Raw genomic sequence first — 16,707 nt, 5'->3', positions numbered from 1 at the left:
TTGTACAAGCGCCGACATTCATGCCTCTGCCTCTTGGAAGTACGTAACGTCTCTGGAAGCCTTCTCATGCGTATTGCTGTTATCGGTCGTGCCGCGACCCATTCCTATGAATACCCTGTTGAACAGGACACCATGCTGGCCGCGCTAGACCAGCATGCGACGCAAAATTCTCTCTCGGATCACGATAGTCAGCGGATTGAGGAATATGCTTGGTCTGCCATCCGTATCACTCCGGTCACCGAAGGCGCTGAGGGTTTGCACCGGCTCGATGAGCTGATTACCCGTATCAGGTCGACGGTGAGAGGCGCACTTGTTCCTATTCTTGTGGAAGGGGCTGATACACCCTGTGTCCGGGCTCTGGCAAATCAATGGCCTGGGCGTCGGGAGATCGACCTGAAGCGACTGTATCAGCAGCATGGCCCCTCAGGAGAAAGTGATGTCATGGTGAGTCTCAACAGGAGCAAGGCGCCTTTCGAGGCATTGTTGCGCTGGTGGACCCTGTATCCAGATCATGTCCTTGAGGTCTCGCTCGCCCCAGAACTGACGTCAGGGTGTCATTGGCCTCTGCTGACGGCATGGGGAGTGAAGCCCGATGCGCAGCGCGAGGTACTAAGGTCATTCGAGCAGCGGAGATGGGTGGAGGAGAGGGTGCTGGTCACTCGGACGCGCCACTGCCGTCAATGCCGAAGTGTGCACCTCAATTATGTTGATGTTTGTCCTCGCTGTCGCGAGGTGGATCTCAAGGCATTGGATGGCCTGCATTGTTTTGCCTGTGGCCATGTAGACCGAATGGATCGATTCGTGAAGGCCGAGCAGCTCAGCTGTCCTCAGTGTCGGACTCGATTGCGCCATATCGGGGTCGATTATGATCGCCCACTTGAATCCTTGGCCTGTGGTAAATGCGATCTATGGATCGTCGAGGGTGAAGTGGAAGCGCAATGCCTGGATTGTGGACAGAGCCAGCAACCTGGCGAGCTTATTCAGCATCGAATTGCCTCGCTGCAATTGAGTGCCGCTGGCCGGGAAGCAGTTGCAGCTTCAGAGGAGGTCAAAGTAGTGGCTTCGGGTCTGCGAATGAAGTCGCATGAGCTGCATAATATGCTGGATATTCTGGTGCCGCTGGCGCGTCGCCATTCTCATCACCATCTGCTGATGGTGCTCTCACAACATGGAGAGAGCGAGCAAGGCTTGCTTGAACGCTTAGCCCTTCGCATTGGCAGCTTGCTGCGCGACACGGACCTCTTCTGTCAGTACTCGATGAGACAGTGGATATTTTTGCTGCCTCACACGCCGCGTGCCCGCTTTACCGATGTGGCACAGCGAATTCGTTCCGTCATGGAGTTGGAACAATCCGAGGGTGAGTCCGGCTTGTCTCTCGACATGCATGAACTTCCGGGTGAGCACCAAGTCGGCAAGGCAGCGGAGTGGTTGCCAGAGCTGGGAGGCAAGCCTTACAGATCACCATCGGAAATGGCATGAGGTACTTCGCATGAATGCCCTCAATTTCTTCATCTCTCAAGTGGTGTGGGAAATGCATTGGGTGCTCAACGGAATGCTGCAATCCGTCTGGGTGGCCATAGCGATCCTGCCGCTGTTGATTCTCTTTGAGCTACCGTTGGCGGCTATCGTGATCACCGGCATGGTTGGGCACCTGAAGGCACGTGGGCTAAACGCATCGGGTGATGCCGATGTACTTCCTTGCCGCTATCCCACCGTCAGTTGCCTGGTACTGTGCTACTCCGAGGGTGAGGGTGTAGCTGAGAGCGCCGAAACCTTGCTGCATCAGGATTATCCTGGGCATGTGGAAGTCATCATGGTGATTGATGGTGCGAATGCCAATCAGGCTACCTTGATGGCAGCACGGCGTCAGGCTGCTGCCTTCAAGGATGTGACTAACCGTACATTGCGTGTTGTCCCCAAATGGCAGCGGGGAGGCAGAGTCTCTTCACTCAATACCGGGCTTGGATTGGCACGGGGAGAGCTTGTGTATGCGCTGGATGGCGATACAGGTTTTGCCCCTGACATGATCACACGCAGTGTGGTGGTGTTCGAAGATCCCGATGTGCTGGCTGCGGCGGGTAATCTGCGAATTCGCAATCGAACCAAGTCCTTGATGACCCGACTTCAATCATTGGAATATCTGCTGTCCATCGAGTATGGGCGAACTGGATTGGCTCGTTGGAACCTGATCAACAATATCTCTGGGGCTTTCGGGATCTTTCGCACGGATATTCTGCGTCAGATCGGTGGCTGGGATACCCACACGGCGGAAGATCTCGATCTCACCCTGCGCTTGAAGCAGTACCAGCGTCGTCATCCCTGCATGCGCCTTGCCTTCATTCCGGACGCCATAGGTTTCACGGATGGCCCGGATACGGTGGCGGGCCTTGCCAGTCAGCGCATGCGTTGGGAGGGAGATCTCTACTTTGTTTATCTACGCAAGCACTGGCATGGCATCCGACCCCGATTGATGGGATGGCCCGGAACCTTGTTCACCTTGGCTTACGGGCTTGTCCAGAGTGTGGCATTACCCTTCCTGATAGGAGGGTATGTCATGTGGTGGTATGCCACCCAGCCGCTGGTGCATGCCGTGGCGATCAGCGTGTTGTTGTATCTGATTTATCTTGCCTTGTGCTCCTGGTATGCATTGATGGGATTGCTATGTGTGAGCCGAGTGCCGTCACTTGCGCTACGCGACATGATCTGGCTGCCGGTACTTCCGATATATCAGCTGAGCATGCGCCTATTGGCCCTGGTCGCGATTCTCAATGAAATGCTGCGTCGCAGCCACGAAGAAACCAGCATGGCACCCTGGTGGGTCCTGCGAAGAGGAAACCGTTTCTGATGGATATTCGTTTCGATCCCGAAAAATCCCGTCGTCCTGATCAGCAGGATGGGCTCAAGGTGCCTTACGCCAAGGCACGTCGTGGCGGGGGGCGCTGGCGTTGGTTTGGTTTGATGGCATTGGTACTGGTCCCCATCGCCGCCTTCAGCTGGTATGCATTACGTGATCGTGTGTTGCTGGTGGCGCCAGCAGTGCTGACTCATGAGCCTCTTGTGATCACCAGTCCACGCGATGCTCGTGTCACTGAGGTTCCCCAGCGTGCGGGTAACAAGGTGTCCGTCGATATGAGGCTGTTCGAGCTTGAGGATCCGGCACTCACTGCCGAGCGACATGCACTTGAAGATATATTGTCGACCTTGCCTCCTCAAGGCGCCCAGGAACAAAGTGAGTCATTGATAGAGACGGCACAGCGACGTGTGGCCAATGCACAGTCGTCCTTGACGTTCCAGTCCGGGGTGGCGGACAAGTTCGAAGCGTTCCGACGACAGGGAGAAGTGCCTCTGACGGATCTGGCCAGTATTCATGTCGCGCGTTCAAATGCTCGTGATCAGCTTTCCGAGGCTGAAGAGAACCTCTTGTTGCAGCAACGTGAGAAGTTGCGTGCCGAGCTGGTGGGTCCTATCGTCCAGCGACGTCAGAATCTGACACGGGAGCTTGCTCAGCTGGAAGCGATGATCCATGAGTTGAGGATCGATGCCTCGCAAGATGGTCTGTTGGCCAAGACCTATGTCCAGGCCGGCCAGCGAGTCAGTGCAGGAGATCCTCTGGGAGTCCTGGTGCCAGCCAACTCACCCGAGTTCCATGCTTATTTCTCACCCAAGTATGTTGGCAAGGTCGCCGTAGGGCGGGTTGCTGAAGCACATTTTGCAGATGGGCGAAGTATATTGGCTCGCATCGTAGCGCCACCGGAACTGACGCAGAAGCTTCCCTCTCAATTGGCGGGCCCTTTCGACGGTCATCAGGCAATGCTGGAAGTAAGGTTGAAACCGCTTGAGAAAATCGATGTTCAACACGATGTGGAGGGCTTGCCATTGGAAATACGGCTACGCTCACCCTCGGCGCTCTGGGGTAATTGGGAGGAGGAGGGCGAGACTCATCGGGAAAACGATGCCGTTGCAGGTGGTGTTAAGTAAGCTCACCCTCTCCTGTCCAAGATGTTTACACCCATCACTCGGCACCCTCTCAGAACAGCCCCAGCTGTTGCGTCTCTTCGTGGGCCTTGAGTCGGACACCGACTCCCAGCAGGCGCACCGGTCGATGGCCACGTTGCCAGGCTTGCTCCATCAGCAGTGCGAAACTCCTGGTGTCCGGCAATGAGAGGGTGGAGGCGGGGAGGAGGCTTTCCAGCGTGGTGCTGGTGAAGTCGTTGAAGCGTACCTTGACGAACTGCTTGGCCAGCACCGGCTGTTCCTGGCGTGCGTGACGCTCCCCGAGGCGCTCCATCAGCATGGGAAGCTTGGCGAGGCAGGCGGAGAGATCCGGAAGATCCTGATCGAAAGTGCGTTCGACACTGATGGACTTTCGCTCTCTCTCGACCTTGACGGGGCGGTCATCAATGCCATGAGAGAGTTCATGCAGGCGATGTCCGAATTTGCCGAAGTGTTCGACCAGTGTGGTCAGTGGTGTCGTGCGGATGTCATCGCAGGTGCTAATCTCCAGCCGATTGAGGCGGGCCAGCGTGGCCGGGCCGACGCCATGCAGCTTGCCGACGGGCAGCTTACGAATGAAGGCGTCGCTGGACTCTGGCGTGATCACCGTCAGGCCATCGGGTTTCTCCCAATCACTCGCGATCTTGGCCAGGAACTTGTTGGCGGCCACGCCGATCGACAGCGTGATCCCGGTGCGCTTCAGGGCTTCTTCCTTCAGCCAGCGCGCCATCCAGGTCGCGCTTCCCTGAAATTCCTCGATGTCGCTGACGTCCAGGTAGGCTTCGTCCAGCGATAGAGGTTCCACCAGTGGTGTCAGTTCGTGAAACAGTGCCTGGATCTCCTGCGAGACGGCACGGTAGCGCTCGAAGTCGGGGGGGACGAGTATCAGTTGCGGACACAGGCGCAGGGCGCGCGCTGTGGACATCGCAGAGCGGACGCCGAAGGCGCGAGCCGGATAATTGCAGGTGGCGATCACGCCACGTTGCTCGGTGCGGCCACCGATGGCGATGGGCACCTCGCGCCACTCTGGGTGACGAAGCATCTCGACGGCGGCGTAGAAACAATCGCAGTCAGCATGAAGGATCTTGCGCATTCGCGCATCATCCTAAAAGACTGGATGGCTGTCCAGTATCAGGCGGCGTGTCGCCTCATTCTTCGCCCAGAGACGACAACGCCCGGCAGACGTGATGCCTGCCGGGCGTTGTCGTATTTCCTGTTGCCGTTGCCAGGCTACCCTGGCCGGCGGATTACAGCGTCATCGCCGCCACCCAGCCGAAGACGATCAGCGGGATGTTGTAGTGGATGAAGGTCGGCACCACGCTGTCCCAGATATGATCATGCTGTTGATCGACATTCAGGCCTGCCGTCGGGCCGAGTGTGGAGTCAGAGGCGGGGGAGCCAGCATCGCCCAGTGCGGCCGCGGTGCCGATCAGGGCGACGGTCGCCAGGGGGGAAAAGCCGAACTGCAGGGCCAGCGGGACATAGATCGCCGCGATGATCGGGATGGTGGAAAAGCTGGAGCCGATGCCCAGCGTGATGAAGAGTCCGACCATCAGCATGACGAGCGCGGCCAACGGCTTGTTGTCTCCGATGATGTGGAAGGAGGCATCCACCAGGGTCTGGATATCACCCGTAGCTTTCATGACGGAGGCGAAGCCGGCTGCCGAGATCATGATGAAGCCGATCAGTGCCATCATGCGCATGCCGGAGGTGAACAGGTCGTCGGCTTCGTTCCACTTGAACAGGCCACCCAGGGAAAGAATGGCGAAGCCGACCAGGCCGCCCAGGATCATCGAGCCGGAATAGAGCTGGATGCCCAGGGCGGCGATGATGGCGACCCCAGCCATGATCAGGCCGCTGCGGGATGGTGCGTGCACTGGAGTATGGTGCGGGACATTGGTCGACTTGATCTCGCGATTGGCGTAGTCACGCGGCTTGCGATAGGAGACGAAGACCGCAGTCAGCAGTCCCAGGAACATGCCGCCTACCGGAATGGCCATCGCCATCGGCACCATGCCGCGGGTGACTTCCAGCCCCATTGCCTGGCCCGCTTCATTGATGTTGGCCAGCAGGATGTCATTGAGGAAGATGGAACCGAAGCCCACCGGCAGCAGCATGTAGGGAGCCGTCAGGCCAAAGGTCAGGGCACAGGCGACAGCGCGGCGATCCAGGCGCAGGCGGTTCATGGCCACCAGCAGTGGCGGAATCAGGATCGGAATGAAGGCGATGTGGACAGGGATCAGGTTCTGGGACGAGATCGCCACCAATGTCACGCTGCCCAGCAAGCCGTACTTGATGGCGGTCTGACGGCGAGGGGTGCTCTCCCCATTGAGCATGCCGATCAGGCGTGCGGCAAGAAGATCCGGCAGGCCGGAGCGAGACAGGGCCACGGCAAAGGCACCGAGCGTGGCATAGGCCAGGGCGACCTTGGCACCACCGCCGACGCCGTCGTTGAAGGCGCCGAGAGTGTCAGTCAGAGACAGGCCACTGAACAGGCCGCCGACCAAGGCGCCGGCCACCAGAGCGAAGACGACCGAGACTCGGGCCAGTGACAGGCCGACCATGACCAGAACGGCCAGTATTACCGCATTCATGCGAGTACCTCATTAAGGGAGATGTGCCAATGGAGCGGGGGGTTGCAGGTGTGCGCGGCCACCCGATCCCGGGCAATACCTCGCAAGTCGTGCTGATCGCTTACGTCAGGCGGTTTCGTCCTGAAACTGCCAGAAAACGGCGCGTTATCATACCAGAGCGAGGTCCCAAGCTGAATGGCCGATGAATGACCTCATGGAACGCGGCCGCCGGCGGCACGGTTGGCGCAAGGGAAGGGCTTTTTGTAGAATGCCACGCTGCCCGGCGGCTGCAGTCGCAGGCGTTATTCAACAGGAGAGCGCATGCTGGAGCTTGAAAATGCCCGTGTCATCGGCATGGGCAATGATCGCCGTGTCTATCAGGACCCCCGTGATCCTCGGCGCTGCATCAAGGTACCGCGCTATCCCGACAAAGGAAGCCGCCAGAATCAGCGCGAGCAGCGCTACTTCGAAGGGCTCGTGAGGCGAGGTGTGCACGACTGGTCCTACGTGCCTGCCTATCATGGCAGCGTGGCGACCCGAGAGGGCCTCGGGCTGGTCTTCGACCTGATACTCGACGATGACGGCACGACCTCGCGCCGTCTGCGAGAGGTCTGTCATGAAACTCCCGAGCGGGTGGGGGAGGAGGCATTGATGGATGAGCTGGCCAACCTCTATCGCTATCTCGACAAGCGTTGGCTGATACCGTCCGACCTCAATGATCGCAACATCGTGGTCCAGTTTCGCGAGCATCAATCCCCGCGCCTGTGGTTGATCGATGGCATCTCCAATCCGGACTTCATCCCCCTCGCCACCGGTATCGCCTGGTTGGCGCGCCGCAAGATCGCCCGCCGCTATCGTCATTTTCTCAAGAAACTGATGAAGGGCGGGATGCTGACGGCAGATGCACATGCGCGCCTCGAGCGGCGTCTATGGGGAGATTGAGCGCTTCCGACCGCATTCCCCTGCCGGGAGATGGGCCTCGAATCTCGGCGTTGAGAGAAGAGAGAAGATAGGAGTTGAGAGAAGAGTGAAGGAAGAAGAGGGGAGTGATGAGGGCGATCGTCACTCTCAGTCACTCCCCGTCAGCCGACAGGCAGCCGAGCAGATCCCTGTCCTGACGTCTTGCCTCAGAGATTGTCGGTAAAGTGGCTCTTCATGGCATGCGTGATCTTGCGCAAGTCGTCGTGTGAGGTGATATATGCCGGCATGGTATAGAGCCAGCGGCCGAACGGTCGCAACCAGACCCCTTGCTGACGAGCGTGAGCCTGAGCCCCTTCAAGACTTGCTGCATCGTGAACTTCTATCACGGCAGTGGCTCCCAATACGCGTATGTCGCCAATGGCGGGATGTGAGAAATCCGCGAGTTCCTCTCGTAGTACCTGATTGAGGCTGGCGATCTTGCCGAGATAATCGTCTTCCTCGAAAACCTTGAGGCTTTCCAGTGCCACTCGGCAAGCCAATGGGTTGCCCATGAACGTCGGGCCATGCATGAAGGCAGTATTGGCATCCTTGCCATCGAAGGCATGAAAGATATGGCTCTGGGCGAGGGTGGCAGCATGTCCCAGATACCCTCCCGTCAGTCCTTTTGACAGCACCATGATATCGGGCGTCACATCTGCATGCTCACAGGCAAACAGTTTTCCAGTACGTCCGAATCCTGTCGCGACCTCATCGAAGATCAACACCACACCGAACTCGTCACATAAATCACGTGCCGCTTTCAGGTAGTGAGGCGAGTACATGTTGAGACCGCCGGCAGCCTGGAGCAGCGGCTCCATCAGCAGGGCGGCGATGTCATCATGCGTCTCGAGCTCTCTGCGCAGCGCTGCGATGTCACCGAGGACCTCTTCATATGGCGCCGTGAATCCCGCCGTCGGTGCCGGCGCGAAATGATGTCTGGGCAGGAAGTCGGCAAACAGTGAGTGCATGCCCTCTTCCGGGTCGCAGACCGCCATGCAGCCTGCCGTGTCCCCGTGGTAGGCCTTCATCAACGACAGCATTCGCGTCCGCCCGCGAGTGTCATCACGATCCTGACGCTGTTGCTGGTATTGCACTGCCATCTTCATGGCGACTTCCATGCCGACGGAGCCACTGTCCGAGAAGAACACGTGGTTCAGCCCCTCCGGGGTGATGCGCACCAGTGCCTCGGCCAGCGCCACTGCCGGTTGGTGCCGAATACCCCCGAGCATCACATGACACAATTGAGCCGCTTGCTGCTGAATCGCGGAGACGAGTCGAGGATGGCCATAGCCATGGATCATGCACCACCAGGAGCAGGTTGCGTCCAGCAGGGTCTCGCCGTCACTCAGTGTCATGCGCGGCCCGACTCCGCCCACGACCTCAAGCGGGGCAGGCATCGCGTGCATCTGCGTATACGGATGCCAAAGCGCTTGTGGCTGATCGGCATGTGAGGCGGTCTGGGGGTAGGACATGATGTTCTCCATCGACGCTGACGGCAATTGAATCTCTTTGTTAACCTTGACCACTTTATCAGGTTGACATGATTTGTGAAGTGTCACTTTCTGGAGGGGGTGATGTCTCTAATATTGCCGGCGAAAATAGTGCTGGGGGATTGGTGGAGCTGAAGCGAAGGTTTACTTTCCTCAGTGTCTGCATGCTTTTGAGGATACGCTCAAGAACAAGAGGGACTCGGAGTGATGATGTGTGATGAAAGAGCTACTGAAAAAGTCACAATATGAATACTTCATGAAAGCTGCGGCTTGCCAGCGAGAGAATTTACCTGCCTGTGATGTCGATGTGATTCTACAATACCGCCTGACGGCCGCTGACGCCCGCCATATAGGGACTCTAGGCTCATGTCGATTCTAATTAACGATATTTGCAGGCAGAGACTATTTTGAATTCACATATCTTTTCGAGTGCCAGCTATTGCATTCCAGAGAGCGCTTGATTAACTTGTCGTTAGTTGATTAGTGCTTCACGGCGTGGACATGCTTGGTCTATAATCCCTTCAGCTTCTGTAGGGTCTTACTGTCCCAAGTCCCTGCGTGAGCCAAATCCAGGAAGCAGCTGTTATTTGTTGATCGGCGAATTCTTTCGCAGCACCTGTTTCCGGAAGTGAATTCCTGACTGTCCCGATACCCTTGGAGAACCCCATGTCCCTGTTGACCGATTTCATGCAGAAAGAACAAGAGCTCAAGAAACTTCAAGAGCAACTGGAAAGCCTGCGCAACGATGATCGCCTGAAGAATGAGCTGGAATTCAAGGACAAGCTTGATTCCCTGATGAGTGAATACGGCAAGTCCACTCGCGACGTGATTGGCCTGCTGGATCCGAAAGCCAGCCAGACGCCGGCAGCTGCCGCGAGCGCGGAAACCAAGGCTGGCGGCGTTCGTCGCAAGCGCAAGCTGAAGGTCTACAAGAACCCGAATACCGGTGAAGTGATCGAGACCCGTGGTGGCAATCACAAGCAGCTGAAAGAGTGGAAGGAAGAGCACGGTGCCGAAACCGTCGAATCCTGGCTCGAGCGTACCGAGAGCTGAGTTGACACTTTCCTTGAGCATCTGCTGAAGAGACGGTTGACCAGACACGAAGAAGCCCCGCCATGGCGGGGCTTCTTCGTGTCTGGCGTTCGTGTCTGGCGCTGATGTTGCCTTTGCGCTGACCATGCTCCCCATGGCCTGGGGGGCCTCCGAGAGCATGGCGCCTCCCGCCCTGCACGGCGAGCCTCTGATGAGAAGGCATGGCGTGGCAGGGCGGGCGAGCCTGGGCAGAGAGCGCTCCCGTCAGCTGTCGATCTGTCCCAGGTTGACCAGGCGGCCGATGGCCAGCACCTTGCCGGTCGGTTTGCCGGTCGGCGAACCACCGCTGGGCTCCAGTGTCATCTCGAGCAACTGGCCCGGACTCATGCGGCCGATCTGTTCGGCGCTCAACTCGATACCTGCCACCGGGTCCACCAGACCCAGCGAACGCGGGCCCTCCGCTGGATCGGTCAGGGTCCAGAGTTCGATGGCGCGATCCGTCGGACGCTCGATACTGACCTTGGGTGTCAGCTGAAGTCCGCCATCGGCCGTGACACTGGCGACCCAGGTCGGCGTGGCAGGGTCCTCGAGAGTCTGCAGCACCGCGACCATGCGCTGCGCGGATGACTCGGGCACTTCGGTCGCCACTGGCGGGGTGCCCTCTTGTGGTGATTGAGGCGCGAAGGGTCCCACCTGCATCGCCAGAGCAAGGGCGAGTCCGGCGCCCAGCCCCAGACCCAGCCCGCCTCCCAGCCAGCGCCACAGCCAGGGGGCTTGCGGAGCAGGAGCGCCACCCGTGTCATTGGCTGGCGTCGGAGTCTGCTTGAGGCGCGTCAGGCTGGCATCGATGCGTTTCCACAGCGAATCGGAGGCCGGTTCCGGCGGCAGGCGATCACTGACGCTCAGCCAGTGCTGCTGCCAGCGAAGTGCCATGCGGGCGGCCTCATCGTCACGTTCTATCCAGGCGCGCACCTCGGCTTCACGTTCGGGGTCCAGCAGGCCCAGGGTGTGTTCACCCAGCAACAGATTCTGCTCTTGTGGAGATTCGGGGATCGGGGAATGGTTCATCGTGACAGGCACTCCTGCAGTCGCTTGAGTCCGGCACGGATGCGACCCTTGATGGTGCCGAGCGGGGCGCTGAGTTTTTCGGCGATCTGCTCGTGGGTCAGGCCCTTGAAGAATGCCAGCAGAATGGGTTCGCGTCGTGGGGCTTCCAGCTCACCCAGACAATCGCTCAGCTGATGGGCTGTCTGACTGTCGTGTGCTGCCGCTTCCGGGTTGGCGAGCAAGTCGGCGAGGCTGTCGAGCGCCTCGCTGTCACCGCGGGGCGTCCGTCCCTGGGCCCGCAGCTGATCCAATGCACGATAGCGCAGGATGGTGAACAGCCAGGCGCGGCCATTGCCGAGTTCACGGCGATATTGGCCGGCATTGGACCACAGCTTGATGAAGGCATCGTGGACGGCGTCCTCGGCCTGATCCCGGCTGCCGAGCAGGCGCATGGCAAGTGCCAGCATGCGGCCGGACTCAAGGTCATAGAGGCGACGAAAGGCGGTTTCATCACCGAGCGCACAGGCCTCTATGGCACTGGCGTGGTCAAAGTCGTCCGGGTCTTGCGAACTGACGGGTGTCGTGTGTGCTGGCATCGGGGGCCCGACTCCATTGGCTGGGAATCCATCGTTCAGCTGACGGTAGTCGCCCCATGAGAGGTTGGCAAGTGACATGGAGAGAGCTCCAGAGTCGTGTGAACCTCTCGGCTGTGACATTGATGGTGCACGTCGAGGAGGCATGAAGGTGATTTGATGGCGAGACATGCAGAGCATGGCGTGCTGGTCCGGTCCCGTTGAGTCGCTGTCTGTCACACGCGGGCGTGGACCGGGACAATGTCTTGCGATATGCCTGAACTAACGCGCCATTCAGGCAATTGGATGTGCTGATATCGCCAAGGGTGGGTAGTGGCTTGATGCAGCAACGGAAAATGCAGGTGCATTGCCGCTGGTCAAGGGAGTCCGCATAATGTTCTGCATGACAGCCCGGGAGGCGTGATGAAGCAGCAATTCAATACGATCGGCGTGATTGGTCGACTGGGCAGTGCTCAGGTAGTGGACACGCTCAAGCGCTTGATTCGCTTTCTTGAGGCTCGCCAGCTGGCGATGATCATCGAGGAGCGCACGGCGACGCTGTTGCTTGACCATGGCCTTGAGGTGGCGAGCCGTCGTCAGATGGGCGAGCGCTGTGATCTGGTGATCGTGGTGGGCGGTGATGGAAGCCTGCTGGGCGCGGCGCGTGCATTGTGTCGCAGTGGCACGCCGGTACTGGGCGTCAATCGCGGCCGTCTGGGCTTTCTCACCGACATCCGTCCAGATGAGCTGGAGGAAAAGGTCGCCGAGGTGCTCGAGGGTGACTACCTCAGTGAGCAGCGGTTCCTGCTGGAGGCGGAAGTCTTTCGGGACGGCGAGAAGATAGGCGCGGCGGACGGCCTCAACGATGTCGTGCTACACCCTGGCAAGGCGGCGCGGATGATCGAGTTCGAGCTGTTCATCGATGGCCAGTTCGTCTATTCCCAGCGCTCCGATGGCTTGATCGTGGCCACTCCGACCGGCTCGACTGCCTATGCGCTCTCCGGCGGCGGGCCGATCGTCCACCCGCGCCTGGAGGCCATCACGCTGGTGCCGATGTTCCCGCATACGCTGTCCAGTCGTCCGATCGTGATCGACGCGGCCAGCGAGATACTCCTGCACATCAGCGCCAGCAACACGACCTATCCCCACATCAGCTGCGATGGCCAGACTCAGGTCGTGGCCAAGCCCGGCGATGTGCTCAAGATTCGTCGCAAGCGCGAACGTCTGACGCTGATCCATCCGCTGGAGCACAACTATTTCGAGATCTGTCGCACCAAGCTCGGCTGGAGCAACCGCCTCGGCGAATGACATCAAGGCAAGCAGCATGAACGCATTCGTGGCGCCACGGGATGGCTATGATCTGATCGGTGATGTGCACGGCTGTGGCGCCACGCTGGCGGCGCTGCTGGAGAAGCTCGGCTATCACCTGAAGGATGGCGTGTATCGTCATGCCACGCGCAAGGTGATCTTTCTTGGTGACATCATCGATCGTGGGCCTCGTATCCGACTGGCCGTCCAGTTGGCCAGCCGGATGGTGGAAGCCGGTGAGGCGTTGATCGTGATGGGCAACCATGAATACAACGCGCTGGCCTATTGTCGGCGTGCACGCCTGCGGGAGAGTGGCGATCACCGTGATTTTCTGCGCCCGCATACCTCGCGGCACAATCGCATCATTCGCGAGACGCTCGATCAGTATCAGCATCATCCCGATGAGTGGGATGACGCATTGAGCTGGTTTATGCGCATGCCACTGTGTCTTGAACTGCCGTCGCTGGGAGAGGGCAAGAGTGGTCTGCGCGTGGTCCACGCCTGTTGGGATGAAGCGCTGGTGCGTCCGTTTCTGGCGCGCTTTCCGGATGGCTGCATCGATGAAGCCTTCCTGCAGGACTCCGTCGACCCCTCGAGCTTTGCCTATCGGGTGCTGGATCGCCTGACTCGGGGGACCAGTCTGCGCTTGCCGGAGGGCGTCGAGATTCACTCGGGAGATGGCTTCACGCGCCGCAGTTTCCGGGCGCATTTCTGGGCGCGGGAGCCTCGCACCTATGGCGATGTGGTGTTCCAGCCCGACAATCTGCCGGGAGAGCTGGAGTCGCGCTGGTTGAGCGAGGGCGAGCTCGAGAAATTGCCGTATTACGGACCAGAGCAATTGCCATTGTTCCTGGGGCATTACTGGTGTGAAGGCGTGCCTGCGCTCCCGGCGACCAATATCGCCTGTCTCGATTACAGCGCCGTCAAGTGCGGTCGCCTGGTCGCCTATCGCTTCAGTGGCGAAGCGACGCTGGATGCAGCCAATTTCGTCTGGGTGCCGGTGCCGCGCGAACCCTCGAGTCGTCCACTGCCGGAAGAGTTGCCGGCCGAGGAGTTGTCGGGGCGCGGTGAGATGAGGGGATAGCGTGCTGGGCCATAGTCATATCTACCGGTCCTTTCTCATTGCCATTGTTTTTTTCAATAAGCAGCCAGTGAACCAAAGCGCCATCCCGGACTCAGAGTAAGTGTTCCCTTGAATGATCCCTTGCTCAGTCCGGTGCCCCCCACCGGACTTTTTTTATGCCTGTCAGTTTGTCATCGCCGCCATCGCGGCTCTCCAGACAAGTCCCTATCCAGAGTGGCATCAGCTGGATCTGCCACCGACCGCCCATCGGCGCTCTCGACGTCGGGCTACTGTCGAGAGATGCCATCACGCTGACTTGTCACTGCAAGGACACTGCATGTTCCAGGTTCTGACTCTAGACGACTCCTTCGATACGCTCGCACTGCGTCAGGCGCTGTGGGCGGAGAAGATCGGCCACCAGATCACCTCCGAGCGCGTCTCGACCCCTGACGGGGAAGCGGTGCGTCAGATGCTGTGGCTGGCGGACCCCGAGCAGCTCCCCCGCGTGATCGCGATGCTGGAGCGCCACTCACGCGGAGAGCCGCTGCGCGATGAGGCTGCGGAGGCGTCGGGTTTCTCAAGCGGTTCATCGGGCGGTCTCTGGCAGCTCGTCAGACAGACCCCGCTGACATGGCTGGTCGGGCTCGCCTGTTGCCTCACGGTACTGTGTCAGTACGTGCTGGGTCAGGCGGCGGTGTTCGAATGGCTGGCCATCGTGCCCTTTGAGCTGGTGGGCAGTCAGCACATTGCACCGGCGCCGTTGTCCACGACACTGGCGGGGGAGTGGTGGCGGCTGTGGTCACCTTCCTTGATGCATTTCGGCATTCTGCATCTGGTCTTCAATCTGCTGTGGCTATGGGTGTTCGGGCGCCAGATCGAGGCCATCGATGGCGCCTGGCGCTTCGCGCTGGTGGTGTTGGTGAGCGGGGTGGCTGCCAACCTGGCGCAGTACGCCACCGGCAGTGTGCTGTTCGGTGGGCTCTCGGGAATCGATTTCGCCGTGATCGGCTATGTCTTCATCGCGGCTCGTCGACGGCCGATGCTGGGCTATCAGATGCAGCGCTCGCTGATGATCTTCATGTTGATCTATCTGGTGCTGTGCATGACACCGTTATCGAGTGCCATCGGCCTTGGGGCCATCGCCAATGAGGCGCATCTCGGTGGGCTGCTGGCAGGGCTGGTGCTGGGATTCGTGCTGCCGCGCCGCGCGCCGGGCGCCACGTCATGACAGCCAGGCGGATGACAATGATAGAATGGGCGCATTTTGCACGGCGTGGCGTCACGTTGCCCGCGTGGCGCTGCCCCCGCGCCGTGCTCCAGCATCAGGAGAACCCCCATGAGTGACATGACTTTCGACGGGATGGTCGAACAGATGACCCCGGCCATCTACGAGAGCCTCAAGCAGTCCATGCAGCTGCGCAAATGGCCGGACGGCCGGGTGCTGACCTCGGAGCAGGTCGAGCTGTGCATGGAGGCCGTCATCAAGTACGAGGTCCACAACAACGTGCCTGCCGAGTCACGTGTCGGCTTCATCGACAACGGTACCTGCGGTCCACGTGACGGTGACGACACTGCTTCACGCGATGAGCCGGAGCAGATCAAGTGGGTCAACTGACACTGGATGATGCACTGGACGTCGATGGCGCACCTCAGCCAGCCGTGGAGTCGGTGACCCTGAGAGGGGACATCCGCAAGATGTCCATCGTGCCTGCCGGTGAGGCGCTTGCGATCGATACCTCGGCAGATGCGCAGTCAGGCTCGCGTGAGCCGCTGGCGGCCAGCTATGGCCTGCGACTGGGCGAGATCACCCAGCCGCTGAACGCCTATATTGGCCACAAGGTACGCCTGGACTTCACCGGTCAGATCCACTGCAGCCATTGCGGACGCAAGACCAAGAAGAGCTTCGCACAGGGGCATTGCTATCCCTGCTTTCGCAAGCTGCCACAGTGCGATGGCTGCATCATGAAGCCGGAGACCTGTCACTTCGCCGAAGGAACCTGTCGTGATCCTCAGTGGGGTGAGGAACATTGCTTCCAGCCGCACATCGTCTACCTGGCCAACTCCTCCGGCCTCAAGGTCGGTATCACCCGCAAGACCCAGATGCCGACGCGCTGGTTCGATCAGGGTGCCATCCAGGCCTTGCCCATCGTCGAGGTCTCCAATCGTTTGCAGTCAGGGCTGGTCGAGGTGCTGTTCAAGCAGGCACTCAATGACCGCACCAACTGGCGCGCGATGCTCAAGGGCGATGTGGCCGAGCTGGATCTGGAAGCCGAGCGTGATGCACTGCTCGAGCAGATGGCCGAGGGTCTGGCGGCGCTGCAGGCGCATTGCGGTGAAGACGCCATCCGGGTACTGGATACCACGGCATTGGCCTTCGAGTTTCCGGTGCGTACCGCGCCGACCAAGGTCACCTCGTTCAACTTCGACAAGACACCCGTGGTGGAAGGCGTTCTCGAAGGGCTCAAGGGTCAGTATCTGATCCTCGACAGCGGGGTGATCAATCTGCGCAAGTTCACGGGGTATGAGGTCGAGGTCCAGCTCGGCGAATGACGTCGTCCCGTGTTGAAGAATAAGCTCAAAGCTAATGAGGATGACAACGCCCGCGCTCCCTTCCAGGAGTGCGGGCGTTGTCGTATGGCCTGGGGATATCGAAGAAAGATGCCGGCCCG

General features: G+C 59.6%; 15 protein-coding genes. 10 read left to right on the top strand and 5 right to left on the bottom strand.

Features of this window, described 5'->3' with window-relative positions:
- The first annotated feature begins 66 nt into the window (after positions 1 to 66).
- From HXS66_RS01630 to HXS66_RS01620, 3 genes are read left to right on the top strand one after another with little or no spacing between them, the layout of a single operon-like run.
- A complete protein-coding gene (locus HXS66_RS01630) occupies positions 67 to 1,479 on the top strand; it encodes a hypothetical protein (protein WP_176502724.1) in 1,413 nt (470 codons plus the stop codon).
- A 10-nt stretch (positions 1,480 to 1,489) separates the two neighbouring features.
- Positions 1,490 to 2,845, top strand: coding sequence for a glycosyltransferase family 2 protein (locus tag HXS66_RS01625; RefSeq protein WP_176502723.1), 1,356 nt, complete (start codon positions 1,490 to 1,492; stop codon positions 2,843 to 2,845).
- Positions 2,845 to 3,978 carry an HlyD family secretion protein gene (locus tag HXS66_RS01620; protein ID WP_176502722.1) on the top strand — a complete coding sequence of 378 codons (1,134 nt, stop codon included), beginning with the start codon at positions 2,845 to 2,847 and terminating at the stop codon, positions 3,976 to 3,978. The genes HXS66_RS01625 and HXS66_RS01620 overlap by 1 nt, the downstream gene beginning before the upstream one ends.
- A gap of 49 nt (positions 3,979 to 4,027) precedes the next feature.
- Here the strand turns inward: HXS66_RS01620 and dinB are convergent, their stop codons facing one another.
- Both dinB and HXS66_RS01610 read right to left on the bottom strand, forming a co-directional pair.
- Positions 4,028 to 5,086 carry a DNA polymerase IV gene (gene dinB / locus HXS66_RS01615; protein WP_176502721.1) on the bottom strand — a complete coding sequence of 353 codons (1,059 nt, stop codon included), beginning with the start codon at positions 5,084 to 5,086 and terminating at the stop codon, positions 4,028 to 4,030.
- Between the two features lie 154 nt (positions 5,087 to 5,240).
- Positions 5,241 to 6,587 (bottom strand): Na+/H+ antiporter family protein, encoded by a 1,347-nt coding sequence (locus tag HXS66_RS01610; RefSeq protein ID WP_077372432.1) that lies wholly within the window; start codon positions 6,585 to 6,587, stop codon positions 5,241 to 5,243.
- A 300-nt stretch (positions 6,588 to 6,887) separates the two neighbouring features.
- Between HXS66_RS01610 and HXS66_RS01605 the strand changes: the two genes are divergently transcribed.
- Complete coding sequence (locus HXS66_RS01605) at positions 6,888 to 7,508, top strand: YrbL family protein (RefSeq protein WP_077372434.1); 621 nt, start codon at positions 6,888 to 6,890, stop codon at positions 7,506 to 7,508.
- A gap of 185 nt (positions 7,509 to 7,693) precedes the next feature.
- Here HXS66_RS01605 and bioA read toward each other — a convergent pair whose 3' ends face one another.
- Entirely contained in the window at positions 7,694 to 8,998 is a 1,305-nt protein-coding gene (gene bioA / locus HXS66_RS01600) for an adenosylmethionine--8-amino-7-oxononanoate transaminase (RefSeq protein WP_084209777.1), read from the bottom strand.
- Between the two features lie 684 nt (positions 8,999 to 9,682).
- Here bioA and HXS66_RS01595 point away from each other — a divergent pair.
- The gene (locus tag HXS66_RS01595) at positions 9,683 to 10,069 is read left to right on the top strand and encodes a histone-like nucleoid-structuring protein, MvaT/MvaU family (RefSeq protein ID WP_077372437.1); all 387 of its coding nucleotides are present in this window, start codon (positions 9,683 to 9,685) and stop codon (positions 10,067 to 10,069) included.
- Positions 10,070 to 10,312: 243 nt separating this feature from the next.
- Here HXS66_RS01595 and HXS66_RS01590 read toward each other — a convergent pair whose 3' ends face one another.
- Together HXS66_RS01590 and HXS66_RS01585 are read right to left on the bottom strand one after the other, a co-directional pair.
- Entirely contained in the window at positions 10,313 to 11,116 is an 804-nt protein-coding gene (locus tag HXS66_RS01590; protein ID WP_176502720.1) for an anti-sigma factor domain-containing protein, read from the bottom strand.
- Positions 11,113 to 11,691: an RNA polymerase sigma factor gene (locus HXS66_RS01585; RefSeq protein ID WP_077373190.1), complete on the bottom strand. Its 579-nt coding sequence runs from the start codon at positions 11,689 to 11,691 to the stop codon at positions 11,113 to 11,115. Before HXS66_RS01585 ends, HXS66_RS01590 begins: the two co-directional genes overlap by 4 nt.
- Positions 11,692 to 12,090: 399 nt before the next feature.
- On the opposite strand from HXS66_RS01585, the gene HXS66_RS01580 reads away from it, so the two are divergent.
- The 5 genes from HXS66_RS01580 (at position 12,091) to HXS66_RS01560 (ending at position 16,588) form a co-directional block, all read left to right on the top strand.
- A complete protein-coding gene (locus HXS66_RS01580; protein ID WP_077372443.1) occupies positions 12,091 to 12,975 on the top strand; it encodes an NAD(+) kinase in 885 nt (294 codons plus the stop codon).
- Positions 12,976 to 12,991: 16 nt separating this feature from the next.
- Positions 12,992 to 14,059: a metallophosphoesterase gene (locus tag HXS66_RS01575; protein WP_077372446.1), complete on the top strand. Its 1,068-nt coding sequence runs from the start codon at positions 12,992 to 12,994 to the stop codon at positions 14,057 to 14,059.
- A 316-nt stretch (positions 14,060 to 14,375) separates the two neighbouring features.
- On the top strand, positions 14,376 to 15,266 hold the full coding sequence (locus tag HXS66_RS01570; RefSeq protein WP_176502719.1) for a rhomboid family intramembrane serine protease: 891 nt from the start codon (positions 14,376 to 14,378) through the stop codon (positions 15,264 to 15,266).
- A gap of 108 nt (positions 15,267 to 15,374) precedes the next feature.
- Positions 15,375 to 15,653 carry a YeaC family protein gene (locus HXS66_RS01565; protein WP_176493003.1) on the top strand — a complete coding sequence of 93 codons (279 nt, stop codon included), beginning with the start codon at positions 15,375 to 15,377 and terminating at the stop codon, positions 15,651 to 15,653.
- Entirely contained in the window at positions 15,641 to 16,588 is a 948-nt protein-coding gene (locus HXS66_RS01560; RefSeq protein WP_255303038.1) for a DUF2797 domain-containing protein, read from the top strand. The genes HXS66_RS01565 and HXS66_RS01560 overlap by 13 nt, the downstream gene beginning before the upstream one ends.
- Positions 16,589 to 16,707: the final 119 nt, after the last annotated feature.

This window comes from Cobetia sp. 5-11-6-3 (assembly GCF_013374055.1).
GTDB classification, from domain to species: Bacteria; Pseudomonadota; Gammaproteobacteria; order Pseudomonadales; family Halomonadaceae; genus Cobetia; species Cobetia marina.
The sequence above is the reverse complement of the archived record's forward strand: the minus strand, read 5'-3'. Positions and strand labels throughout refer to the sequence as shown.